Annotated in this window: 25 protein-coding genes; 17 read left to right on the top strand and 8 right to left on the bottom strand. The window is 64.7% G+C overall.

Annotated features, from left to right (window positions below; all coding sequences use genetic code 11):
• Nucleotides 1-3 precede the first annotated feature (3 nt).
• From LDO54_RS30600 to LDO54_RS30575, 6 genes are all read left to right on the top strand, one after another.
• A complete protein-coding gene (locus LDO54_RS30600) occupies nt 4-705 on the top strand; it encodes a gluconate 2-dehydrogenase subunit 3 family protein (protein WP_224015070.1) in 702 nt (233 codons plus the stop codon).
• A gap of 86 nt (nt 706-791) precedes the next feature.
• Nucleotides 792-2,579: a GMC family oxidoreductase gene (locus LDO54_RS30595; RefSeq protein ID WP_224015231.1), complete on the top strand. Its 1,788-nt coding sequence runs from the start codon at nt 792-794 to the stop codon at nt 2,577-2,579.
• Nucleotides 2,580-2,584: 5 nt separating this feature from the next.
• Nucleotides 2,585-3,973 (top strand): cytochrome c, encoded by a 1,389-nt coding sequence (locus tag LDO54_RS30590; RefSeq protein ID WP_224015068.1) that lies wholly within the window; start codon nt 2,585-2,587, stop codon nt 3,971-3,973.
• 81 nt (nt 3,974-4,054) lie between these two features.
• Nucleotides 4,055-4,738, top strand: a complete 684-nt coding sequence (locus LDO54_RS30585) for a hypothetical protein (RefSeq protein WP_224015066.1) — start codon at nt 4,055-4,057, stop codon at nt 4,736-4,738.
• 42 nt (nt 4,739-4,780) lie between these two features.
• Complete coding sequence (locus LDO54_RS30580) at nt 4,781-5,530, top strand: SDR family NAD(P)-dependent oxidoreductase (protein ID WP_224015064.1); 750 nt, start codon at nt 4,781-4,783, stop codon at nt 5,528-5,530.
• Between the two features lie 41 nt (nt 5,531-5,571).
• A complete protein-coding gene (locus LDO54_RS30575) occupies nt 5,572-5,877 on the top strand; it encodes a putative quinol monooxygenase (RefSeq protein ID WP_065057435.1) in 306 nt (101 codons plus the stop codon).
• 179 nt (nt 5,878-6,056) lie between these two features.
• Here LDO54_RS30575 and LDO54_RS30570 read toward each other — a convergent pair whose 3' ends face one another.
• Nucleotides 6,057-6,881, bottom strand: a complete 825-nt coding sequence (locus LDO54_RS30570) for an AraC family transcriptional regulator (RefSeq protein WP_224015062.1) — start codon at nt 6,879-6,881, stop codon at nt 6,057-6,059.
• 143 nt (nt 6,882-7,024) lie between these two features.
• On the opposite strand from LDO54_RS30570, the gene LDO54_RS30565 reads away from it, so the two are divergent.
• Nucleotides 7,025-7,423: a gamma-glutamylcyclotransferase family protein gene (locus tag LDO54_RS30565; RefSeq protein WP_321787463.1), complete on the top strand. Its 399-nt coding sequence runs from the start codon at nt 7,025-7,027 to the stop codon at nt 7,421-7,423.
• Here LDO54_RS30565 and LDO54_RS30560 read toward each other — a convergent pair.
• The 3 genes from LDO54_RS30560 to LDO54_RS30550 form a co-directional block, all read right to left on the bottom strand.
• Entirely contained in the window at nt 7,420-8,097 is a 678-nt protein-coding gene (locus LDO54_RS30560) for an NAD-dependent epimerase/dehydratase family protein (protein ID WP_224015058.1), read from the bottom strand. The genes LDO54_RS30565 and LDO54_RS30560 overlap by 4 nt on opposite strands.
• A 112-nt stretch (nt 8,098-8,209) precedes the next feature.
• Nucleotides 8,210-9,073: an SDR family NAD(P)-dependent oxidoreductase gene (locus LDO54_RS30555; protein ID WP_224015056.1), complete on the bottom strand. Its 864-nt coding sequence runs from the start codon at nt 9,071-9,073 to the stop codon at nt 8,210-8,212.
• A gap of 66 nt (nt 9,074-9,139) precedes the next feature.
• A complete protein-coding gene (locus LDO54_RS30550; RefSeq protein ID WP_224015054.1) occupies nt 9,140-9,712 on the bottom strand; it encodes a TetR/AcrR family transcriptional regulator in 573 nt (190 codons plus the stop codon).
• Between the two features lie 352 nt (nt 9,713-10,064).
• Here LDO54_RS30550 and LDO54_RS30545 point away from each other — a divergent pair, with 352 nt between their 5' ends.
• The 6 genes from LDO54_RS30545 to hutC all read left to right on the top strand — a co-directional run bounded on the left by LDO54_RS30545 (nt 10,065) and on the right by hutC (nt 15,724).
• The gene (locus LDO54_RS30545) at nt 10,065-10,913 is read left to right on the top strand and encodes a transporter substrate-binding domain-containing protein (protein ID WP_224015052.1); all 849 of its coding nucleotides are present in this window, start codon (nt 10,065-10,067) and stop codon (nt 10,911-10,913) included.
• Between the two features lie 95 nt (nt 10,914-11,008).
• Nucleotides 11,009-11,731: an ABC transporter permease gene (locus tag LDO54_RS30540; protein WP_224015050.1), complete on the top strand. Its 723-nt coding sequence runs from the start codon at nt 11,009-11,011 to the stop codon at nt 11,729-11,731.
• Nucleotides 11,732-11,749: 18 nt separating this feature from the next.
• Nucleotides 11,750-12,496 (top strand): ABC transporter permease, encoded by a 747-nt coding sequence (locus LDO54_RS30535; RefSeq protein WP_224015048.1) that lies wholly within the window; start codon nt 11,750-11,752, stop codon nt 12,494-12,496.
• A gap of 25 nt (nt 12,497-12,521) precedes the next feature.
• A complete protein-coding gene (locus LDO54_RS30530) occupies nt 12,522-13,313 on the top strand; it encodes an ABC transporter ATP-binding protein (RefSeq protein WP_224015045.1) in 792 nt (263 codons plus the stop codon).
• A 19-nt stretch (nt 13,314-13,332) separates the two neighbouring features.
• Nucleotides 13,333-14,943, top strand: a complete 1,611-nt coding sequence (locus tag LDO54_RS30525) for an HAL/PAL/TAL family ammonia-lyase (protein WP_224015044.1) — start codon at nt 13,333-13,335, stop codon at nt 14,941-14,943.
• A 46-nt stretch (nt 14,944-14,989) separates the two neighbouring features.
• Nucleotides 14,990-15,724: a histidine utilization repressor gene (hutC, locus tag LDO54_RS30520; protein ID WP_224015230.1), complete on the top strand. Its 735-nt coding sequence runs from the start codon at nt 14,990-14,992 to the stop codon at nt 15,722-15,724.
• Between the two features lie 25 nt (nt 15,725-15,749).
• Here the strand turns inward: hutC and LDO54_RS30515 are convergent, their stop codons facing one another.
• A complete protein-coding gene (locus LDO54_RS30515; RefSeq protein ID WP_224015042.1) occupies nt 15,750-16,031 on the bottom strand; it encodes a DUF4148 domain-containing protein in 282 nt (93 codons plus the stop codon).
• Between the two features lie 331 nt (nt 16,032-16,362).
• On the opposite strand from LDO54_RS30515, the gene LDO54_RS30510 reads away from it, so the two are divergent.
• Together LDO54_RS30510 and LDO54_RS30505 are read left to right on the top strand one after the other, a co-directional pair.
• On the top strand, nt 16,363-17,478 hold the full coding sequence (locus tag LDO54_RS30510) for an extracellular catalytic domain type 1 short-chain-length polyhydroxyalkanoate depolymerase (protein ID WP_224015041.1): 1,116 nt from the start codon (nt 16,363-16,365) through the stop codon (nt 17,476-17,478).
• 122 nt (nt 17,479-17,600) lie between these two features.
• Complete coding sequence (locus LDO54_RS30505) at nt 17,601-17,975, top strand: BON domain-containing protein (protein ID WP_224015039.1); 375 nt, start codon at nt 17,601-17,603, stop codon at nt 17,973-17,975.
• 36 nt (nt 17,976-18,011) lie between these two features.
• Here LDO54_RS30505 and LDO54_RS30500 read toward each other — a convergent pair whose 3' ends face one another.
• The 3 genes from LDO54_RS30500 to LDO54_RS30490 are packed head-to-tail and all read right to left on the bottom strand — an operon-like array spanning nt 18,012 to nt 20,513.
• On the bottom strand, nt 18,012-18,755 hold the full coding sequence (locus tag LDO54_RS30500; RefSeq protein WP_224015228.1) for a MipA/OmpV family protein: 744 nt from the start codon (nt 18,753-18,755) through the stop codon (nt 18,012-18,014).
• A gap of 50 nt (nt 18,756-18,805) precedes the next feature.
• On the bottom strand, nt 18,806-19,690 hold the full coding sequence (locus LDO54_RS30495) for an alpha/beta hydrolase (protein WP_224015226.1): 885 nt from the start codon (nt 19,688-19,690) through the stop codon (nt 18,806-18,808).
• 46 nt (nt 19,691-19,736) lie between these two features.
• Nucleotides 19,737-20,513 (bottom strand): DUF4118 domain-containing protein, encoded by a 777-nt coding sequence (locus tag LDO54_RS30490; protein ID WP_224015037.1) that lies wholly within the window; start codon nt 20,511-20,513, stop codon nt 19,737-19,739.
• Between the two features lie 521 nt (nt 20,514-21,034).
• Here LDO54_RS30490 and LDO54_RS30485 point away from each other — a divergent pair.
• Nucleotides 21,035-21,298, top strand: a complete 264-nt coding sequence (locus LDO54_RS30485) for a hypothetical protein (protein ID WP_224015035.1) — start codon at nt 21,035-21,037, stop codon at nt 21,296-21,298.
• Nucleotide 21,299: 1 nt separating this feature from the next.
• Nucleotides 21,300-22,181 carry a 4-hydroxy-tetrahydrodipicolinate synthase family protein gene (locus tag LDO54_RS30480; RefSeq protein WP_224015033.1) on the top strand — a complete coding sequence of 294 codons (882 nt, stop codon included), beginning with the start codon at nt 21,300-21,302 and terminating at the stop codon, nt 22,179-22,181.
• Nucleotides 22,182-22,184: the final 3 nt, after the last annotated feature.

Raw genomic sequence — 22,184 nt, 5'->3', positions numbered from 1 at the left:
CGCATGAAATCTCCTGGTATTACGCCCGGCCGCCGGGCATTTCTGCGCGGCGTCGCGGCAGCGGCGCCCGCCGCCGCCGTGGCGAGCGCGGGCGTGCTCGCGCCGGTGATCAAGGCGGCGGGCGCGTCGGCGACAGCGTCTTCGCAGCCCGTCTATTTCAACGAAGCGGAATGGACCACGCTCTGCGCGCTCACGGACCGTCTGATTCCCGCCGATGCGCTCGGCCCCGGCGCACTCGAAGCCGGCGTGCCGGGCTTTATCGACAAGCAGATGATGCTGCCATATGGCTTCGGCAAGCTCTGGTACATGCACGGTCCGTTTGTCGCCGATGCGCCGCCGCAGATGGGTTATCAATTGCCGTATGGTCCGCGCGATCTCTATCGCAAGGGGCTGCAAGGATTGGATGCGGCGGTGATGCAGGCACACGGCAAACCCTTTGCGCAACTCGACGACGCCACGAAAGATCGCGTGCTGACGTCGCTCGAACACGGCCAATTGCCGATGGGTGAAATACCCGGTCCGGTGTTTTTCGACCAATTGCTGAAGAACACGCGCGAAGGCTATTTCAGCGACCCGGTTCACGGCGGCAACAAGGACATGGGTGCGTGGAAGATGATCAATTTCCCCGGCGCGCGCGCCGATTATATGGACGCGGTCGAGCAATACGGCAAGCCGTATCGCTTGCCGCCGGTGTCCATCGGCTGAGCGAAGCAGGTGTTCACGCCGCCGAATTCGAATCGTTACGCCCCCGCCATTAGCGCGATCGCGCATTCAATATCGAGTATCAAATGATGGACAAGAAGGCCGACAGGAAAATGAAGCCGACCGACGTGGTGATCGTCGGATTCGGCTGGACCGGTGCCATTCTCGCAAAGGAATTGACCGAAGCCGGATTGCGCGTGGTGGCGCTCGAACGCGGAGAATCTCGCGACACCTATCCCGATGGCGCGTATCCGAAGACCATCGACGAGCTGACCTATATCCAGCGCGGCAAGCTCTTTCAGGATATGTCGAAGTCGAGCTTCACCTTCCGGCATTCCACAAAGGATACGGCCTTGCCTTATCGGCAGATTGGTGCGTTCAAGCCTGGGACGGGCGTGGGCGGCGCGGGGCTGCACTGGTCGGGACAGCATTGGCGCGTGCATCCCGAGGAATTGAAAATGGCGAGCCATTATCGCGAGAAATACGGCGCGAAATTCATTCCCGAAGGCATGCAGTTGCAGGATTACGGCGTGAGCTACGACGAGCTCGAACCGCACTTCACGTTTTCCGAGCAGATGATGGGCACGTCGGGGCAGGCGTATCGCGTGAATGGCAAGATCGTCGGCAATGGCAATCCGTTCGAGGCCAATCGCTCCGCCGATTTTCCGACGCCTGCGCAGAAAGTCCCGTATACGGCGCATATTTTCGAACAGGCCGCGCGCGCGGCGGGCTTTCAACCGTTTCGCGAACCGTCCGCGAATGCATCGGTGCCGTACACGAATCAATACGGCTGCACGATGGGTCCGTGCAATTTCTGCGGATTCTGTTCGGGTTTTGCGTGCTTCAATTATTCGAAAGCCTCGCCGCAAGTTTCGATCATGCCCGCGCTGGTGCGCTCGCCCTTATTCGAATTGCGCGCGAACAGCAACGTCCTGAAGATCAATCTCGATCACACCGGGCGTAAAGCCACCGGCGTGACGTATGTCGATGCACAGGGCGTGCTGATCGAGCAACCCGCCGATATCGTGATCGCGGCCACGTTCGCCTATAACAACGCGCATCTGTTTCTGCTCTCGGGCATCGGTAAGCCGTTCGATCCGCAAACGGGCGAGGGCGTCGTGGGGCGCAACGTGTCCTATCAAACCGTGTCGACCGTGCAGGTCTATTTCGACAAGCAAACCGAGACGAATAACTTTATCGGCTCGGGCGGCAATGCCATGGCCTGCGATGAATACAACGCCGACAACTTCGATCATGCGGGACTCGGTTTCGTGGGCGGCTCGCCGATCTGGTGCAATCCGGCCGGCGTGAAGCCGATTGCGAACGTACCGTTGCCGCCGGGCACGCCGAAGTGGGGCGCACGCTGGAAACAGGCCGTGGTGGACAGCTACAACCATTACGTCGAGATTATTTGCCACGGCTCGAATATGGTCTATCGCGCGAATTACCTCGATCTCGATCCGACCTATCGCGACGCATTCGGTCAGCCGCTGCTGCGCTTCACGTTCAACTGGCAGGACAACGATATCCGCATGAGCCAGTACGTGACGAAGCAGGCCGAGCGTATTGCGCGGGAAATGAATCCGCGCGCCATGCACTCGGATGTCATGGAATTCGGCCAGGCGTTCGATTTGCGTCCGTATCAGACCACGCACTGGTCGGGCGGCGTGCCGATGGGCACCGACCCGCGCACGAGCGCGCTCAATCGCTATTGCCAGAGCTGGGATGTGCCGAATGTATTCGCGGCGGGTTCGGGGGTGTTTGCAAATGGCATTGGCTACAACCCGACGGGGCTCGTTTGCGCGCTCGCCTACTGGACGGCGCGCGCGATTCGCGAGCAATACCTGAAGAATCCCGGCCACCTGATGACGGCGTGAAGACGATGAAGCTTATCAAGTATTGGCTCATGCTGGTCGCGTGCGGCGCGGCGGCGATGGGCACGGCACACGCGGCGGCATCCGCGACGTCGAACGATGCCGATGCCGCCTTGATTGCGCGCGGCGAATACCTCGCGCACGCGGGCGATTGCATGGCCTGTCACACCGCGAAAAACGGCAAGCCTTTTGCGGGCGGTTTGCCGCTCGCCACGCCGATGGGCCGCATTTACGCGACCAATATCACGCCGGATCGTCAAACCGGTATCGGCGACTGGACCTATGACGATTTCGCGCGCCTGATGCGCACGGGTCAGACGCGCGAGGGTTACACGGTTTATCCGGCCATGCCGTACCCCTCGTATTCGCGCGTCAACGATGCGGATATGCACGCGCTTTACGCGTATTTCCACGAAGGCGTTGCGCCCGTGGATCAGCCCAATCGCGCCAATGAGATTCCGTGGCCGTTGTCGATGCGCTGGCCGCTCAGGCTCTGGGCGTGGGCATTCGCGCCGCGTCCGCAACCGTTCACGCCGACGACGCTCGATAGCCCTTCGGTCTCGCTCGGCCGCTATCTCGTGGAAGGTCTCGGCCATTGCGGCAGTTGCCATACGGCGCGCGGCGTGGCGCTGGAGGAGAAGGCGCTGACCGATGCGGACGGCCTCGATTATCTCGAAGGCGGTTCGGTGATCGACGGCTGGGTCGCGCCGTCGCTGCGCGGCGATAACCGTGGCGGTCTCGGCGGATGGAGCGAAGCCGATATCGTCGCGTTCCTCAAGACGGGCCGCACGACGCAGACCGTGTCGTTTGGCGCGATGAACGACGTGATCGTGAATTCGACGCAGCATATGAACGATACCGATCTCAAGAGCATCGCGCTGTATTTGCGTTCGCTCGCGCCCGCGCATAATCGCGCGCCTTACGTGAAGGACGATCGCGTCGCGCTGCAAATGCGCGATCAGCAAGTGCCGAACGAAGGCGCGCAAATCTATCTCGATCGCTGCGCGGCGTGTCATCGCGCCGATGGCTCGGGTGCGGGCGTGGCATTTCCGGCGCTCGCGGGCAATCCGGTTTTGCAGACGCAAGACCCGACTTCGGCGATTCATATCGTGCTCTCAGGCGGGCGTCAGCCCTCGACGCAAAACGCGCCTTCTGCATTCACGATGGGGCCGCTCGGCGACGTGCTGAACGACGAACAGGTGGCGTCGGTCGTCACGTTCATTGAAACAGCGTGGGGCAATAAAGGCGGCACTGCCTCGGCGAACGACGTCAAGCGCATTCGTGAAAACGCAGTGCCGGTGGAAGCGCAAAGCGTCGTGCCCGCGCAGCCGCAATTGCATCACGCTGCGCCGCACGCGCCGGCATCGGGCGCGAATACGGGATTGAGCGGCGGTTGAGCGACGTTTGAATACGCGTCGAATGAGATTGAGAACTCCGGTCGCCGATGATTTTGGCGATCGAATTAACGGAGAAATCGCATGAACCAGTTAATGACGAAATGGGCCGCGGCCAGCGCCGTGTGCAGCTTTGTGCTGCTCAATGGCGCGGCGGCGCAGGCGGCGATGCCTGAACTCGATGCGAGCGCGCCGGTTGCTGCCGTCAACGCAGCTTCCAACGCGGCAACCCAAACCGCAGTGAAGCCCGCGCACGCGGCCCCGATCCTGCTCTCGACCGAGCCCGCCCCGCCGAATACGACCGACGACGTGCTGATCGCAGAGAACCTGATTCCGTTCCAGAACGTCTGGGCCGACGATCACGGCCGCACGCACGTGAGCCATTGCGTGCTCAAAGGTTTGAAGCTGCACGGCTTCGCGCCGCCCGCCGCGCCGTATTACATGGGCGTCGCGCCCGAGGACATTCAAAGCATCGTGTATTCGGTCTTGCCGGTCGGCTGGTATGGCGATTGGCATCACGCGCCGGGTCCGCAATGGGTGATCGATTTGTCGGGCGAATGGGAAATCAAAACCGCCGACGGCACGACGCTGCGTCAGGGCCCCGGACAGATTCAATTCAATTCCGATCAGGGTGCGTTTGCCGAAAAGGCGGGCGATCCCGTCGGCCACACGGCGCGCCAGGTCGGCGATGCGCCGGACGTGCGCGTCATCATCACGCTCAAGAAAAAGCCCGGCAAGCATTACGACAATCAGGCCTGCGTGCTCTGATTGAAACGCGCCGTCATTCCATTTCAAATTGTGAGGTAAGCCATGCATATTCTCGTGACCGGCGCGACTGCCGGATTCGGCCTCGCGATCGCGAAAGCGCTCGTGGCGGATGGACATACGGTGACGGGCACGGGGCGCCGCGCCGAGCGTCTCGCGCAGATCGCCGCTGAACTCGGTCCGCGTTTCATTGGGCGCGAACTCGACGTCACGCAGCGCGGCGCTGTGCAAAACGTGTTCGCCGAAATCGAGGAAGAGGTCGGCCCGATCGATGGGCTCGTCAATAACGCGGGTCTCGCGCTGGGTCTCGATTCGGCCGACAAGGCGTCGCTCGACGATTGGGACGACATGATCGACACGAATATCAAGGGGCTCGTTTATTGCACGCATGCGGTGCTCAAGGGCATGGTTGCGCGCGATCGCGGCTGGATCGTGAATCTCGGCTCGACGGCGGGCACCTATCCGTATCCGGGCGGCAATGTGTACGGCGCGACGAAGGCATTCGTGCATCAATTCAGCCTGAATCTGCGTGCGGATCTGGTCGGCAAGAACGTGCGCGTGTGCTCGATCGAACCGGGCCTGTGCGGCGGCACCGAATTTTCGACGACGCGTTTCAAGGGCGATAGCGCGCAGGCCGACAAGGTCTACGAAGGCACCGATCCGATCACCGCCGACGATCTGGCGAACACCATTCGCTGGCTGATCTCGCTGCCCGAGCACGTCAATATCAACGCCATCGAAATGATGCCGACCTGCCAGGCGCCAGGTCCGCTTGCGGTCAAGCGGCGCGTTTAAGCGCCTGATACGCACGAACTTCTTTTTAACGGAGCAATAACGTGAGCGAATCCAGAAAGTATGTGGTGATGGCCGAATTCCGCTTGCTGCCGGGCAAGCGCGAGGCATTCCTCGAAGCGGCCCACGCCGACGCGCGCGATTCCATGGCGAACGAATCCGGTTGCAGCGCGTTCGACGTGCTGTTGACCGAGGGCGATGAAAACCTGGTGGTTTTCCACGAAGTCTATGCGGATCGTTCCGCCTACGAATGGCATACGCGCACGCCGCATTTCGCGACTTTCAAAGCCGCCGCCGCGCCGCTGCTCGACGGCGAGCGCACGGTGCGCTTCTTTCAGCGTCACGCCTGACGCGCGAGTACAGGATTTCACACTGACCCAGGTGTGAATTTGCGAGGACGACCAGCCTCGTATTTTTAAGGGCCTTGGCCGCCGGAACCCGGCCAAGGCTTCTTTTTTTGTCACAATCAAATTGTGAATCTCGCGCGCAATGCGCAAACCGCGATCATGCAGGTCGATGGGTCGTGTGTTTATTCGTCGTCGAATAGATCGGAATCCTGATCGAATTCCGCGCCGACGGTAGGTGACCGATAATATTGGCTGGGCACCACGCCCATGATCCGTCGAAAGACCGCTGAAAACGCGCTCGCGGAATCGTAGCCCAGATCGAATGCAATCGACGTGACCGGCTCGCCGCTGGCGAGGCGCGGCAGCGCCGCGAGCACGCGCATATGCTGACGCCATTGCGTAAACGACATGCCGACCTGCGCCTGAAATAGCCGCGCCAACGTGCGCGCCGACATGTTCAATGCGCTGGCCCATTGATCGAGCGTCCGCGCGTCGGCGGGCGTGGCCGCGAGCGCGGCATGGAGCGGCTGAAGCCGCTGGTCGGTGAAGGCGGGGAGTTTCAACGGCCGCGCGCGCGACCATTCGATTTCCGCCAGGGCGAGCGCGGCGATCTGTCCGTCGCGGCCGTCGACGTTGTACTCCACGGGCATTTCCACGGCCCTCAGAATGAGTTCCTTCAGCAGCGTGGAAACTTCGATCGTGCAGGGCACGGGGGGCGCATTCACGGGAATCGCATCGGGCGCGATATAGAACGTTCTAACCGAGGTGGCCGTCTTGAAGTGCACCTCGTGCTCGCAGTCGGGCGGAATCCACACGGCGCGATGCGGCGAGGCGATCCACGACACGCCGCCGGTCTTCACTTCCATGACGCCGACCGGCGCGTAGAGCAACTGCGCACGCGGATGCCGATGCCACGTGCTCACGCTGCCGCGCGCGAATTCCTTCGCCATGGCGCCGACCGGACGCGAAATCGTTTGATAGTCATCCCGGTTGGAACTCTTTGCCATGCTGCGTGTGTGTCCGATTCGCTGCTGAAGTTGGCCAATCCGATGTGGCCGGTGCGGAGCGCACATTTTAAACTTGGCGCGATATCGCTGCCGTGGACGCCGCCTGATCAGAGGGCGCGCGCGCAGTTCAACCGCGCTTCAACATGCTCATCATGACGAATACCGATCAGCCCCAGAAGGATCCCCTCCATACCGAGCGTTTGTTTTCCTACGGCACGCTCCAGCTCGAACCGGTTCAGCTCGCCACTTTCGGCCGCAAGCTCGACGCGCAGCCCGACGAAATGCCGGGCTTCTCGCTCACGATGGTCAAGATCGACGACCCCGAAGTGGTCGCGACGAGCGGCAAGACGCATCACCCGGTGGTCGCCTATACCGGCAATCCCGCCGACCGCGTGACGGGCGCCGTGTTCGCGATCACCGCGCAGGAACTCGCCCACGCGGACGATTACGAAGTCGCCGCGTACCGGCGCGATCGCGTCACGCTCGCGTCTGGCGTCGCGGCGTGGGTTTACGTCGACGCCAACTCGCCGCGTCAGCCCTAGCCGCGCGCGGCCGCGCCGATATCGCGCGCTTCCAGCACCGCGTGCGGCGCGCCGTGCCGCGCGACCGCGAGCATCGCCTGGCCCATGTCGGCGGTCGTCACCAGCTTGTCGCCGAGCGCGACGCGCAGCAGCGGCCAGAGCGGCTTCATCAGCACATAGAGCGCGTGATAGAGGCGCGTTTTCGAGCGGATGCCGTCGAGCGGCTCGATCGCGCCGGGCCGGAACAGATACACCGCGCGAAAGCCCGCGCGTTGCAGCGCGTTTTCGGTGCGGCCCTTCACGCGCGCCCACATGCTGCGGCCATGCTCGCTGCTGTCGGTGCCCGCGCCCGAGACGTAGACGAAGGTCATCGCGGGATTCAGCCGCGCGAGCGTGCCCGCGACCGACATCGTGAGGTCATAGCTCACGCGCGCGTATTCCGCCTCCGACATGCCGACCGACGACACGCCGAGGCAGAAGAAGCAGGCGTCGTAGCCCGTGAGTTCGGCTTCGACGGCGCGGTTGACGTCTGGATTCGCGAGATCGGCGAGCACGGTTTCGCGTAGCTTGGGATCGCGCACGCCGGTTTCGCGGCGGCCGACCACGCGCACCTGTTCGACATCGGCGGCGCGCAGGCATTCGCGCAAGACGCCCTGGCCGACCATGCCGGTCGCGCCGTAAATCAGCACTTTCATGTTGCGTCCTCGGGACGGAAGGTTGGATCAGCGTATCGATGAGCGTATCGATGAGCGGCGGGACGCGTCCCGGAACTGTCCCGCGCGCTCAGGCGGACGATGCGCGCCGGGCTTAGTCGCGCGGCATGGCCGGAATCGGGTCGGTGTGACCGAAATCGGTCGCCAGCGAGATGGCGCGCCAGCGCTCGCCTTCGGCGGCGCGCGCGGCGTCGGCGGCGTTCGCGTATTGCAGTGCGTCGCTGCCCAGCAGCAGATGCGCGGGCGGATTCGCGTGGCGCGTCAGTTGCAGCACGACCTGCGCCACGCGCGCGGGATCGCCGCATTCGTGGCCCAGGTGCTCCTCCAGCCGCTTCGCCAGCACGCCGATCGACGGCGCGTAGTCGGGCAGCAGCGCCGGAATCCGGCTGGCGGCCTCGCTGCCCCAATCGGTCGCCATGCCGCCCGGTTCGAGCGCCGTCATGTGAATGCCGATGGGCGCGAGCTCCTGGCGCAGCACTTCGGTGAATCCGCCCACCGCCCATTTCGCCGACTGGTAAGCGGCGAGCCCCGCCACGCCCAGCCGTCCGCCCACCGACGAGACATGCAGGATATGCCCGGACCGCTGCGCGCGCATCGCCGGCAGCACGGCGCGCGTGACGTTCGCCACGCCGAAGAAGTTGGTGTCGATCTGCGCGCGGAAATCGTCCTCGGGACTTTGCTCGAAGGGCGCGATATGACCGAAGCCCGCGTTGTTGACGAGCACGTCGATACGCCCGAACGCATCGAGCGCGCGCTGCACGGCCTCACGCGCCGCCGCCGGATCGACGACATCGAGCGGCGCGGTTTTCACGCGGTCGCCGTAACGCGTCACGAGATCGCCGAGCCGCAGCGGATCGCGCGCGGTGGCGAGCACGCGTTCGCCCGCATCCAGCGCGGTTTCGACGATATGACGGCCGAGGCCGCGCGCGCTGCCGGTGACAAGCCAGACTTTGGACATGATCGGTTCCTTCCTCGTTGAATATGAGCGAGTACTCACTCATTAAAAAGACAAAAAAACGCACGCTCAGGCGTGCGCGACGGCATTCCAGAAGGCGTTGAAGCCCGCGTCGAGATAGCGGTTGCGCTGCGTGGGTTCGCGGACGATGAAGTCCATGGTGGTCTCCGCGAGCGCGCCCATGATCGCGGACGCGAACGCGGCGGAGTGGCCTTGCAGATGCCCGCTGGCGATGCAGTGTTCGATCAGCGTGCCGGTTTCGGCGAAGGCCTGCATGCCGGCCGCGCGCACCTGGTCGGTAATGCGTTCGGACGCGCTGAGCACGAGCATGACCTTGCGCTTGTGCGGATTGGCGACGCCCCAGTCGACATAGCGCCGCCACAGATGCTGCGCGCGCTCGCGCAGGCTCGCGTTGCGCGGGAAGTCGGGCACGAGCGCCTCGCGCAACTCGCTCTTGAGCGCGAGATAGAGCGCGTTGAGCAGCTCGTCCTTGTTCTCGAAGTAGGTGAAAAGCGTGCCTTCGGCGACGCCCGCCATCTTCGCGATCCTGGCCGTGGGCGCGCCGAGCCCTTGCTCCGCGATGACCTCGACGGCGGCGGCAAGAATGGCGTTGCGTTTGTCTTCGCTTTTCGGGCGGGCCATGGTGAAGGCGTTTGACGTGAATAGCTGAGTGATTACTCAATCATAAAGCGGGGCGGCGATCTGAGCAAGCGGTTTGCATCGCGAATCTCGTCTAGTCAACTTTGTGCATGCCTCGGTCGTAGGCTTTCGATTGGCTGTCGTTTTGCCCCGTACTGGGGCAAGCATCCGACGAATGCACGTCTTTGCGCCCCTTAGAGCGCCTCGCGTGCTTGGGGCATACCCCAGGGAAGGGGGATTTTTGGGAAATCCGCTTGCATCAATTATTTTGTTCCCGCATCTTGTCTAGACAACACGCGAGGCGACAAAGCCTTGCGAGCCGTTCCGGTGTTTCGCAAATCAAAGGAGTGTCGAGATGCAGTCGAAGTACAGCAAGTTGGCCAAGGGATTGATCGGTGCTGCCATCGGCACGGCCCTGTTTGGCGGCGCCGCGCAGGCGAAGGACGTGACGATCGCGCTCGAAGGCGGTTACGCGCCCTGGAACATGACGCTGCCGGGCGGCAAGCTCGGCGGCTTCGAGCCCGAGCTTGTCGCGAATCTGTGCGCTCGCGCGCAGCTCAAGTGCAATCTCGTGGCGCAGGACTGGGACGGCATGATTCCGGGCCTCCAGGCTGGAAAGTTCGATGTCCTGATGGATGCGATTTCGATCACGCCCGAGCGCGAGAAGATCATCGCGTTCTCGAAGCCGTATGCGTCCACGCCGGCGACCTTCGCCGTGACCGACACGAAGATCCTGCCGAAGGCGGCCCCGACCTCGGCGGCGCTCAAGCTCGACACCGACGCGAAGTCGAACGCGCCCGCCGTGCAGGCGCTGCGCACGGCGCTCAAGGGCAAGACCATCGGCATCCAGTCGGGCACGGTGTACACGCGCTTCATCAACGAGAACTTCAAGGACGTTGCCTCGATCCGCGTCTACAAGACCTCGCCGGAACGCGATCTCGACCTGTCCAACGGCCGCATCGACGCGTCCTTCGACGACGTGACCTATTACGCCGCGAACGCCGACAAGAAAGAAGCCGTGCCCACCGTCACGGCCGGCCCGAAGATCGGCGGCCCGATCTGGGGGCCGGGCGAGGGCCTCGCGTTCCGCAAGCAGGACGCCGACCTGAAGGCGAAGTTCGACGCGGCGATCACGGCGGCGATTGCCGACGGCACCGTGAAGAAGCTCTCGGAGAAGTGGTTCAAGACCGACGTGACGCCCTGAGCGGCGCGCATCGCGTGAGCGCGCGCGACCGTCCGCTCCGGTGTGAACGGCGGTTGTCGCGCGGTGGGTTTCGCAGGCTTGCTTGAGGTGGCGTGATGGCTCTTTTCCAAATGCTCGGTTTCGGGACCGAAGGCTGGGGCGGTGTGCTCCTGCTCGGCGCGCTCATGACGGTGGTGCTGACGATCGCGGCGCTCGCGATCGGCGCGGTGTTCGGCGCGCTGGTGGCGGCCGCCAAGCTCTCGCGCTTTCGCACGGCGCGCGTGATTGGCGACTTCTACACGACGGTGTTTCGCGGCGTGCCGGAACTGCTCGTCATCTATCTGTTTTATTTCGGCGGCTCGTCGCTGGTGTCCTCGATCGGGCAGTGGTTCGGCGCGGACGGCTTCATCGGCGTGCCGCCGTTCGTGATCGGCGCATTCGCGGTGGGCATGATTTCCGGCGCGTATCAGGCCGAGGTTTACCGCGCCGCCGTGCAGGCGGTGTCGCGCGGCGAACTCGAAGCCGCGCGCGCGATCGGCATGCCCACGCTCACGATGGCGCGCCGCATCCTGATTCCCCAGGTGCTTCGTTTCGCATTGCCAGGTATTGGCAATGTCTGGCAATTGAGCCTCAAGGATTCCGCGCTGATCTCGGTGACCGGTCTCGTCGAGTTGCTGCGCGCGAGCCAGGTGGCGGCGGGATCGACGCATCAGTATTTCCTGTTCTTCGTCGTGGGCGGCGCACTGTATCTCGCGATGACGGGTGTATCGAACCGCGTGTTCGGCCGGGCGGAGGCGATTGTCGGCCGCTCCTTCAAGCGCAACTTCGCGCGCAACTGACGCCAGAGCGGCCCCATCATGCAAATCGACTTCGACTTTCTTCTCGACACCACGCGCCAGTTGATCGCGGCGGTGCCGGTCACGCTGGGCCTGTTCTTCGCCTCGCTCGTGATCGGCGGGCTGTTGTCGCTCGTGATCGTCACGATGCGCGTCTCGCCGCACTGGCTGCCCAATCGCTTCGCGCGCGCGTACATCCTCGTGTTTCGCGGCTCGCCGCTGCTGATCCAGATGTTTCTCGTCTATTACGGGCTCGGCCAGTTCGGCGTGATCCGCGAAAGTTTTCTGTGGCCCGTGCTGCGCGAGCCGTATGTGTGCGCCGTGCTCTCGCTCGCGCTCTGCACGGCGGGCTATACGGCCGAGATCATTCGCGGCGGCCTGATGGCGGTGCCGGTCGGGCAGATCGAGGCGGGCTATGCGGTCGGTCTTTCGGGCTTCTCGCTGCTGCGCCGCGTGATTGCCCCGATCGCGCTGCGCCAGTGCCTGCCCGCGTATTCGACCGAAGCGGTGCTGCTCGTGAAGTCGACGGCGCTCGCGAGCCTCGTCACCGTGTGGGAAGTCACCGGCGTCGCGCAGCAAATCATTCAGCAGACCTATCGGACCACCGAAGTGTTCGCTTGCGCCGCGCTGATCTATCTGTGCCTGAATTTCCTCGTGGTTCGCCTGATCGGGCTGCTGGAGCGCCGCCTGTCGCGCCATCTGCGCGCCGCGCCCGTGTCCGCGCGCCGTACCGCCACGCAACTCGAAACCCGTCGCGCCGCTTCGTGAGCGGCGCATCCCCCCGGAGAAACGTATGAACGCATCCGCACCGGTCGCCCTGTCCGTGAAGAACATTCACAAGTCGTTCGGCGACCATCACGTCCTCAAGGGCATTTCGCTCGACGCCCACGAAGGCGATGTGATTTCGATTCTCGGCGCGAGCGGATCGGGCAAGAGCACCTTCCTGCGCTGCCTGAATCTGCTCGAAATGCCCGACGACGGTTCCGTGGCGCTCGGCGGCGAAGCGCTGAAAATGAAGCGCCGCCGCGACGGCAAACTGCAACCCGAGGACCGCCGCCAGGTGGACCGCGTGCGCTCGCAGCTGGGCATGGTGTTTCAGAACTTCAATCTCTGGTCGCACATGACCGTGCTCGAAAACCTCATCGAAGGGCCGATGCGCGTGCTCAAGCGCACGCGCGCGGAATCGATCGAGGAAGCCGAGGCGCTGCTCGCCAAGGTCGGTCTCGCCGACAAGCGTGCGCACTATCCCGCCCATCTGTCCGGCGGCCAGCAGCAGCGCGTGGCCATCGCGCGCGCACTCGCGATGCATCCGAAGGTGATGTTGTTCGACGAGCCGACGTCGGCGCTCGATCCCGAACTCGTGGGCGAAGTGCTGCGCGTGATGCGCGCGCTCGCCGACGAGGGCCGCACGATGCTCGTCGTCACCCACGAAATGGGTTTCGCGAAACATGTGTCGAATCGCGTGATGTTCCTGCATCAAGGCCAGGTCGATTCGGACGGCACGCCCGACGAGGTATTCGGCGAACACAAGTCGGAACGCTTCCGCCAGTTCGTGTCGAGCCACCAGGACCGCAACGCTCACTGATTCCCGGACCGAGTTCATCATGTCAGTCATCCGTTCCACGCGCCCGTTGGACTGGCGCGAAATCTGCGCCGTCGCCGCGGGCGCGCCCCTCGAATTGGCACCCGACGCGCGCGAGCGCATCGGCGCCGCGCGTGCGCTGGTCGAGCAGATCATCACCCGCAATATCCGCGCGTATGGCGTGAACACGGGCGTCGGCGCGCTGTGCGACGTGGTCGTGTCGCCCGCCGAACAGCACGCGCTGTCGCACAACATTCTGATGAGCCATGCGGTGGGCGTGGGCGAGCCGCTGGGCGCGCAGGAAACGCGCGCGATCATGGCCGCCGCCATCAACAACTACGCGCATGGGCATTCGGGCGTGCGCGTCGAACTCGTCGAGCGGCTCGTGGCGCTGCTCGAAGCCGACTGCCTGCCCGAAGTGCCGGCGCTCGGTTCGGTCGGTTATCTGAGTCACATGGCGCATATCGCGCTCGTGTGCGTGGGCGCGGGTCACGCGCGCTGGCGCGGCGAGCGGCTGAGCGGCGCCGAAGCGTTGCGGCGGCTCGGACTCGAACCGCTGTCGTTGCAGGCGAAGGAGGGTTTGAGCCTCGTGAACGGCACGCCGTGCGTGACGGGGCTCGCGGCGCTCGCGCTGCAACGCGCGCACTGGCTGCTCGATTGGGCCGACGCGGTCGCCGCGATGAGCTTCGAAAATCTCGGCGGGCAGATGGCGGCGTTCGACGCGGGCTCGCTGGCGTTTCGCGTTTCGCCGGGCCTTGCGCGAGTCGGCGCGCGCATGCGCGCGGCGCTCGCGGGCAGCGGCCTGCTGGCGGCGGCGCTCGGGCGGCGCACCCAGGATCCGCTCAGCATGCGGACGATTCCGCATGTGCACGGCGCGGCGCGCGACGTGCTGGCCGCGACGGCGGAAGTGGTGAATCGCGAACTCGCGTCGACGACCGACAATCCGATTGTCGTTGGGACACCTGATGAACCTCGCGTGTATTCGCAGGCGCACGCGGTGGGCGCGTCGATCGCGCTGGCGATGGACAGCCTCGCCGCCGCCGTCGCGCAGGTCGCGGCGATGGCGGAGCGGCGTCTGGACCGCCTCGTGAATCCGCTCGTGAGCGGACTGCCCGCGTTCCTCGCGCAAGCGAGCGGCACGCGTTCGGGCTTCATGATCGCGCAGTACACGGCGGCCGCGCTGGTCGCGCAGAACCGCCGCGAAGCCGCGCCCGCGAGTCTCGACGGCGGGGTGACGTCCGGCTTGCAGGAAGATCATCTGTGTCACGCGACGCCCGCTGCGCTCAAGGCGCTCGCGGTCATCGAAAACAGCAGCCGCATTGTCGGCATCGAACTGCTGGCGGCGGCGCAGGCCTACGATCTGCAGCCGCTCGCGGCGGCGCGCGCGCCGTACACGGAAGCGCTCTATACGCAGGTGCGCGGCGTGCTGCCGACCTATTGCGACGACCGCCCGCTTGCGGAAGACATGACGCTGGCCTTCCATCTGATCGCCGATGGCGGACCGCCGCCGCTGCCCGATCCGTTCGATTTGCCGTCGACGCCCGAGCGCTGGACGCCCGCGCCGGTCGAGCCCGTCGCAGGCGCGGGCGCGGCGTCCGCCAACGATGCGATGCCGGGCGTGGTCGGCAGCTGAACGCGGTTCGAGGCGCAACGAGATCATGACCGACATGAGCGCTCCGATGCAGGCCGAAAGCGCGGCGCGGCGCACGCCGTCCGCGCCGCGCAAGGTCGCGCCGCCCTACGAGCAGATCAAGCGTTACGTGATGGGGCATATCGCCGACGGCACCTGGAAGCCGGGCGATGCGATTCCCTCGGAAACCGAGTTCGTGAAGGAGTTCGGCGTGGCGCGCATGACGGTCTCGCGCGCGTTGCGCGAACTGACCGCGGAGCACGTGCTGACGCGTGTACAGGGATCGGGCACGTTCGTCGCGCCGCGCGATTACGAATCGACGGTGCTGGATATCCGCAATATCGCGGACGAAATCGCCTCGCGCGGCCATCGCCACGCGGCGCGCGTGATCGCGCTCGAAGCGAGCGGATGGTCCACCGCGATCGACGAACTGGAATTGAAAAGCGGTCCGGTGTTTCATTCCTCCATCGTACATATGGAGGATAACGAACCAATTCAGTTCGAGGACCGCTATGTGAATCCGCGGGTGTTTCCGCGTTATCTGGAGCAGGACTTCACGCTCGAAACGCCGAACGTGTATATGGTGCGGCTCGCGCCGATCCAGCGCGCGGAATTCCGCATTTACGCGCGCAAGCCCGATGCGCAGATTCGCCGCCATCTCGCGATGGAAATCGGCGAGCCTTGCCTGATGCTATGGCGGCGCACCTGGGTCGGCGACGACGTGGCGACGGCCATGCAACTCTGGCATCCGGCGTCGCGCTTTCATCTGGCGGGCGCGGTCTGAGCCGCGCCTGCCTTTGCGGCGCGCATTACGAGTGCGCGTACACCACCGAATCCAGATACGCGAGCTGACCGTCCTGCTCGGCGTGCACGAGATCCTGATACACCTGGGCACGCGTGAGCGGCTTGACGGCCTGGCCGTACGGCGGCACCCATTGTTCCGCCGATGCGGCCGCGCCGACGTATTTCACCTGCGTGGGCGCGGCTTGATGCGTGCCGTAATTCGGCGCCGAGCCGACGTTCGTCTGCGCGAAGGCGGTCGTGGTGGTGGCGATACCTGCAAGGGCGGCGGCGATCATGAGGGCTTTCATCTGTTTCTCCATTACGGTTGAGTGAGGAGCGATGCGGGTGTTATTGCTCGCTCCATGTTGCATAGCGTAGTGCCCTGGACTTATCAGAAAAGAGACGGCTTGATGAAGAAAAGTTAACTCGCGCGGGCGGCGAGTTCGGCTAAGGCGAGCGCGTCCGAAGCGCGGGTTTGGCGGTCGCGATACAGTGAGGCGAGCGTGCGTGGCAGGCTGCCCGCGCGCGGTTTCGAACCGCGTCCGCATTGAAGGGCGCGAACACGCAAGCTTCGCGAAACACCACGAAGCACCGCGAATTTCCGCACACGTCTCTCCGCACACTTCGGCGCCGCTGCCCATGCCCCGCAAAAAGTCGAGCGTCTGGCTCAGAGGTTTCGATCTGCTTTCAAGCGCGCTCGGCGTGCGGCCCGTCAAGCCGCCGAAAGCCGCGAAATCCGGGCTGAAGAAGCGGGGCACGAAGGCCGCTGCCACGTCTGTCCTCAAGCCCGTCATCAAACCTGCCGCGAAGCGCCAGCCCGCGGTCAAACGCACGGCGGCGCGCGCCACGCCGTCCGGCGTGCCGGGAAAATGGGTCCGCTCGTTTCATTCCGCGCCGCCTTTGCCGGGCCACCTCGTCAACCATCTCGCCTACGAGTTGTATTTGCCCGCGAGTTATTCGCCGCGCGCGGGCTTGCCGCTCGTCGTCATGCTGCACGGCTGCAAGCAGACGGCGGCGTCGTTCGCGGCGGGCACGCGTATCTGCAAGCTCGCGGAGCGCGCCGGTTTCGCCGTGCTGCTGCCGGAGCAGGCCAAGACCGCGAATGCGCAGCGCTGCTGGCACTGGCACGGCGACGCGGCGCAGACGGAAGCGCCCGCCGTGGCGTCGCTCGTCGCGGCGCTCGTGCGCGAGTACGGTTTCGACGACGCGCGCGTCTATCTCGCGGGCATGTCGGCGGGCGCGGGACTCGCGGCGCAACTCGCGATACGGCATCCGCGACTCTTCGCGGCCGTGGGGCTGCATTCGGGGCCGGTGTTCGGCGCGGCCACGTCGACGATGAGCGCGATGAGCGTCATGCGGCGCGGCAGCCGCGAGGAGCCCGCGCAACTGATCGACGGCACTGTCGACGTGCAGACGTATCCGGGCATGCCCGCCATGATCGTGCATGGCGAGATCGACGCCGTGGTGGCGCGGCGCAATGCGCTGCAACTGGGCGTGGAGTTCGCGCGCGTCAACCGGCTTGTCGATGCGCAGGGCGTGCTGCGCGTGGGCGAGGAGCGTGCGTTCGAGCGCGACGGCGCGGACTATGTCGATTATCTGAAAGGCGGGCGTTTGATCGTGCGCGTCTGCGTGATTCGCGGGCTCGGTCACGCGTGGAGCGGCGGCGATCCGCGCGAGGCGTTTCATTCGGGGCGCGGTCCCGAATCGACCGCGATGCTCTGGCAATTCTTTCGTCGGCAGAAAAGGACTACTTAGTATTCTGTGGGCGATGCGCGTGCTGTCGTTGCAGCCAGGCGACCCGTCGCGCGCGTCTGGCGTATAACCGTAACAGCCGCGCATGGCTTGCGCGGCCGATCCGCATCCCCACGGAGATCGTCATGACACTCACTCTGTTGCGAAGCGTGTGCGCCTGCGTGGCGCTGAGCGGCGGCGTCGCCGCGTACGCCCAGACGGATAGCCCGCCCGCCGAGGCGTCGTCGATGCCCGCGCAGGCCGCGCAAACCGCGTCCGCGAGCCAGAAGGCGACCAAGGCCGATCGTGCCCTGTCTCACGCGGTGCGCCGCGCGCTGGCGAAGGCGCAGGGCTTCGACGTTTCAGGCGTGTTCGTGCGGGCGCGCAGCGGCGCCGTGACCTTGAGCGGCACCGTGCGCAGCGGCGACCAGATCCGCCAGGCGGAAGAGGTAACGCGCTCGGTGCAAGGCGTGACGTCCGTATCGAACAAGCTGACGCTCTTTCACGGCGGCAACGGCTAGCAGCGTGACGAGTAGCGGGTGACCGGAAGCGGGCGATCAGAAGCGGTAATTCAGCGCGGCGAAAGTGGTGAGTTCGCGGCGGCGCTCGGTGATCGGACTGCCCGCGGCGTAGTGTTCGAGGCGGCCGAGCGTCGCGTTGACGGAGCCGACCCAGTGCTTCGAGAAATCGTGCGTCGCGTAGAACGTCATGTGCACGTCGCGCACGCCCGAGCCGGTGGCGTATTGCGGCAAGCCGGACGCCTCGCTCTGCGCATCCGACACGCCGAACAGCGTGCGCGTGTAGAGCGCATTGGCCCACGTGAGGCCAGGACCGACCGAGAACAGCCAGCCCGTGAGCGGCAGCGACGCGTACAGATCGAGCGAAGCCGTCGTGCCCTGGCCGTGCCCGCTGATGTCCTGATATACGGCGGCCGCGCCCGTGAAGGCCCATAGCGTGTAGTCGGCGAACAGGCGCAGCTTGGGGCCGTCGTCAACGTTGCCGAGTCCGCGCAGATGCGGATCGTCGGAAACGTTGCGCGACTGGAAATCGAAGCTCAGCGACGCGCCCACGTGATAGTTCTCGCCGCGGAACACGTTCACGCCGAGCACGTCGGGGCCTTGCGAGAAGATGCGGTCGCGGTACGAGATATCGAGCGACGGGAACGGATACACCTTCAAATGACGCGCGCCCGGGTACTCGGGCGCGATATACATGCCCGGCCCGATCGCGATCTTCCACGGCGAGTCAGCTTGTGACGATTGCGGCGCATCGTCGGCCCATGCGGGGCGAACGCAGGCCAGCGCGGCCACGCACGCCAAGCCTATCGCGCCAGCGAGTTTTGGCAGCGTCCTCACGTGTTTTTCCTTCCCACGGCCGCCAGTTGGCGCAAGCGTCGCGCCAGTGCCTTCGACACCACGGGCTGGCTTTGCGCGTCGCGTGCGCCGCGCGCGATTTCGCTTTCGCGCAGAAACAGCGCGGTCTCGCGCGCGACGATCTCGCGTTCGTTGTCCGACGTGATCATGTGATACGAATCGTCGAGCCAGACGGTGCGCAGCAAGCTCGCGCCGATATGCTCGATCACGTAGCGCGGATTGCGCGGGCTCGAGGTTTCGTCGTCGATCGAATGAATCACGAGCGTGTCGTTCTCGATCTCGGCCACGTCCTTGCGCGCGGCGCGCGAAAGCCGCAGCGCCTGATGCAGCGCGGGCAGCGCAATCGTCGAGGGGCCGACTTCGCTGAACGCGTTGCGCTGCATCGCACGGGCGATCTTCGCGCGCAGCGCTTCGTTTCGTAATCCGAACGGTTCGGCTTCGCGATACTGGTAGATGTGGCGCAATGGCGTGTAATACGCGCAATCGAGCAGGAAGCGATACCACGGAATCGCCCAGCCGTCGTAGGCGAGCGTGAGCGAAAGCAGCACGAGCGACTGCGCGGCCGGGCGGGCGTGCACGAGGCGCAGCGCCAGCGCGCCGCCGATCGACAATCCGCAGACCGACACACGCGCGTAGCGCGCAGCCAGCGCGTCGAATTCGCGCACGGCGCCTTCGAGCCAGCGCTCCATCGTCTGCACCGGCGATCCCGCGCTATAGCCTTCGATGACGGGCGCGCAGACCGTGAAGCCTTCGTTCTGCAAATAGCGCGCGAGATAACGCAATTCGAGCGGCGAACTGGAAAGGCCGTGCAGCAGCAGCACGGCGTGCGAATCGCCTTCGTGGAAAAAGCGCGCGGCCTGCATGGCCGGCGCTTTCACGGCGACGGGAGGGTGTTCGATCGTCGCCATGTCAGGCCTCCGTACGCAGCACGAGGAATTCGCCCGCGTGCGTCGTGAAGCGCTCGCAGGTGCAATTCGTGAGCCGATGCTCGCGCTCGTGCGGCGCGCGCCGCAGGCGCACGCGATGATGGCCGGGCCACAGCGTATTGCCGAGGCGCTGCATGTCGTCGGGATGGACTGCATCGAACAGCGGGCCGGGCGCGATCTCACTCGCCTGCGGCAGCGCGGAACCGGCGCTCTGTCCCACGCTCGCGCGCTGCGCGGCATTGGTTTCGAGCGCCTTGATGAGAATGAAGCCGTCGTGATGCTGCGCGAGATGGCGCAGCAGACGATGCGTTTCGTCGACGGCGCGGCGGGCGAGCGCGCGCTCGTTGTCGTGACGCAGCAGCATTTCGTAGCGCGATTGCGCGACCGAGGCGATCAATTGCGCGCGGCATTGCTCGCGCCGCAGGCGCTCGATCAAGGTAATCACGATCAGCGTGACGAGCGGATACGACACGACAAGGATCAGGTCGTGTCGATCGAAATACGTAATATTGCCGTAAGGAGGCACGAACAGATAATCGGCGATTCCGAGACCGAACACCATCACCGTGAGCGCGGGTGCGAGACCGAGATAGTATTCGACCAGCGCGGCGGTGATGCAGAACCCGGTAGCGGGCATGATGGGGCCGAGCACCGGATGCAGGGCGATACGGAGGGCTGCCGCGATGGCGAGCGCGCCGGCTGCGAGACACCAGCGGCGTGGACCTCGGGGTGCCCAAAGGCGGGCATTACGGACTTTCATGGCATGCAATGGCGCCAACCTCAAGGCGTTTCGTCGCGATCGTGCGGCGGCGGACGCTGGCGCGTTCTTTCTAATGAATAAGGAAGCGGGTCGGACTCGTTATGCCGCAGGCAATGCGTTTCCAACCAGTACAGAGGATATTTATATCGGCTAATTTCCTCACCGGCTGCGCATGTTACCACTGATTACAAAGGTTTTTTCCGTAAAAATCTTTCGAATCACTTTCCATTTTGACGATAAGTTTCAGGTTGTCGAGCAACGTCAATCCAAGCGAATAAAAGCGATATGGAAATGCAAGTATTTCTCGTCAATGCGTCGTCGATAAATGCGAATGAGGCGCTTTTAATTGCCATGCGCATCTGAAGTTTTAACACCAGTTTTACGCGATCCGCACTACGCTAGGTGTGTCTTCATCACCGGCGAGATGCTCGCCCGATCGTATGGCTCACGCCCATTCCCGCACTATCGCTGTCGACGTTCCCGCTACGCTTTCCCAATCGGCGCGCCCGCGTGCCAAAGTCGTGCCGCTGCGCGCGCCGCGTGCGTGGCTCGATATCAGGCTCGATGCGCGCACGCACGACGCCGCCCGCGCGCACCTGGCCGCGCTCTATCAGTCGCCGCTCGGCATCTATGTGGTGCAAACCGCGCTCACGCGCGAGACGCTTTGTGTGCGCTTCGATATCGCGCCCGAGGACTTCGCGTTCACGCTGCATACGCTGATGAATTGCGTGCCTGAAGCGACGATCGGCGCGCTTCGTCCGCGTCAAGATGCTAAGGATTGCTGATATGTTCGAGGGGATCTGGTTACCGATCGTCACGCCGATGCGCCACGGCGAAGTGGATATCGACGCCTTGCAGGCGCTCACCGAGCACTACGTGAATGAAGGCGTCGACGGTCTCGTGGCGTTGAGCACGACGGGCGAGGCCGCGCTGCTCGACGAGGTGGAGCGCGCCGCCGTGCTGCAGGCGGTGACCGATGTGGCCGCGCAACGCGTGCCGGTGCTTGCGGGCATCGGCGGCAGCGATACGCGCGCCTTCGTGCGCGAGATGAACCGGCTGGAACACTGGAACGTGGCGGGTTTTCTTGTTTCCGCGCCTGCTTACGTGTGCCCCGATCAGCGCGGCGTGGCCTGGCATTTCGAGCAGATCGCGCGTGCGACGGCGCGGCCCATCGTGCTCTACGACGTGCCGCATCGCACCGGCGTGGCGATCGAGGCGCAGACCGTGTGCGAGCTGGCCGACATCGGCAATATCGTCGCGATCAAGGCGTGCGTGCGCGAGCGTTTCGACGCGCTCGGCGGCTTGCCCATCGCGATGCTCTGCGGCAGCGACGAGGCGTTTCTCGACTGCCTGAACGCGGGCGGCACGGGCGGCATTCTCGCGGGCGCGCATGTGTGCGGCGACCTGCTGCGCGATGTGCTCGCGCTCGCGAAAGCGGCGCGGCACGAAGCGGCCGCCGATCTGTTCAAGCGTTTCGTGCCCGTGTTACGCCTGTTGTTCGCGGCGCCGAATCCGAGTGCGATCAAGGCGATGCTCGCGCTGGAAGGGCGTCTCTCGCACGAGACGCGCATGCCGATCGCGAGCGCGTCGCCGGCCTTGATCACGCGGCTGGAAATTGCGCGCGCCGCGCTCGACGATCTGCGCGCGGAACTGGCGCAGAACGCGTGACGA

Origin of the sequence: Paraburkholderia tropica, from assembly GCF_914484835.1 — a bacterium.
GTDB classification, from domain to species: domain Bacteria; phylum Pseudomonadota; class Gammaproteobacteria; order Burkholderiales; family Burkholderiaceae; genus Paraburkholderia; species Paraburkholderia tropica_A.
Note: the sequence above shows the minus strand (reverse complement) of the source record. Positions and strands in the feature narration are given on the sequence as shown.

Bases quoted from the DNA above. Each gene is read 5' to 3' on its own strand.
- LDO54_RS30600 (WP_224015070.1), top strand. From the start codon at position 4: ATGAAATCTCCTGGTATTACGCCCGGCCGCCGGGCATTTCTGCGCGGC.
- LDO54_RS30595 (WP_224015231.1), top strand. From the start codon at position 792: ATGGACAAGAAGGCCGACAGGAAAATGAAGCCGACCGACGTGGTGATC.
- LDO54_RS30590 (WP_224015068.1), top strand. From the start codon at position 2,585: ATGAAGCTTATCAAGTATTGGCTCATGCTGGTCGCGTGCGGCGCGGCG.
- LDO54_RS30585 (WP_224015066.1), top strand. From the start codon at position 4,055: ATGAACCAGTTAATGACGAAATGGGCCGCGGCCAGCGCCGTGTGCAGC.
- LDO54_RS30580 (WP_224015064.1), top strand. From the start codon at position 4,781: ATGCATATTCTCGTGACCGGCGCGACTGCCGGATTCGGCCTCGCGATC.
- LDO54_RS30570 (WP_224015062.1), bottom strand. From the start codon at position 6,881: ATGGCAAAGAGTTCCAACCGGGATGACTATCAAACGATTTCGCGTCCG.
- LDO54_RS30565 (WP_321787463.1), top strand. From the start codon at position 7,025: ATGCTCATCATGACGAATACCGATCAGCCCCAGAAGGATCCCCTCCAT.
- LDO54_RS30560 (WP_224015058.1), bottom strand. From the start codon at position 8,097: ATGAAAGTGCTGATTTACGGCGCGACCGGCATGGTCGGCCAGGGCGTC.
- LDO54_RS30555 (WP_224015056.1), bottom strand. From the start codon at position 9,073: ATGTCCAAAGTCTGGCTTGTCACCGGCAGCGCGCGCGGCCTCGGCCGT.
- LDO54_RS30550 (WP_224015054.1), bottom strand. From the start codon at position 9,712: ATGGCCCGCCCGAAAAGCGAAGACAAACGCAACGCCATTCTTGCCGCC.
- LDO54_RS30545 (WP_224015052.1), top strand. From the start codon at position 10,065: ATGCAGTCGAAGTACAGCAAGTTGGCCAAGGGATTGATCGGTGCTGCC.
- LDO54_RS30540 (WP_224015050.1), top strand. From the start codon at position 11,009: ATGGCTCTTTTCCAAATGCTCGGTTTCGGGACCGAAGGCTGGGGCGGT.
- LDO54_RS30535 (WP_224015048.1), top strand. From the start codon at position 11,750: ATGCAAATCGACTTCGACTTTCTTCTCGACACCACGCGCCAGTTGATC.
- LDO54_RS30530 (WP_224015045.1), top strand. From the start codon at position 12,522: ATGAACGCATCCGCACCGGTCGCCCTGTCCGTGAAGAACATTCACAAG.
- LDO54_RS30525 (WP_224015044.1), top strand. From the start codon at position 13,333: ATGTCAGTCATCCGTTCCACGCGCCCGTTGGACTGGCGCGAAATCTGC.
- hutC (WP_224015230.1), top strand. From the start codon at position 14,990: ATGCAGGCCGAAAGCGCGGCGCGGCGCACGCCGTCCGCGCCGCGCAAG.
- LDO54_RS30515 (WP_224015042.1), bottom strand. From the start codon at position 16,031: ATGAAAGCCCTCATGATCGCCGCCGCCCTTGCAGGTATCGCCACCACC.
- LDO54_RS30510 (WP_224015041.1), top strand. From the start codon at position 16,363: ATGCCCCGCAAAAAGTCGAGCGTCTGGCTCAGAGGTTTCGATCTGCTT.
- LDO54_RS30505 (WP_224015039.1), top strand. From the start codon at position 17,601: ATGACACTCACTCTGTTGCGAAGCGTGTGCGCCTGCGTGGCGCTGAGC.
- LDO54_RS30495 (WP_224015226.1), bottom strand. From the start codon at position 19,690: ATGCAGGCCGCGCGCTTTTTCCACGAAGGCGATTCGCACGCCGTGCTG.
- LDO54_RS30490 (WP_224015037.1), bottom strand. From the start codon at position 20,513: ATGAAAGTCCGTAATGCCCGCCTTTGGGCACCCCGAGGTCCACGCCGC.
- LDO54_RS30480 (WP_224015033.1), top strand. From the start codon at position 21,300: ATGTTCGAGGGGATCTGGTTACCGATCGTCACGCCGATGCGCCACGGC.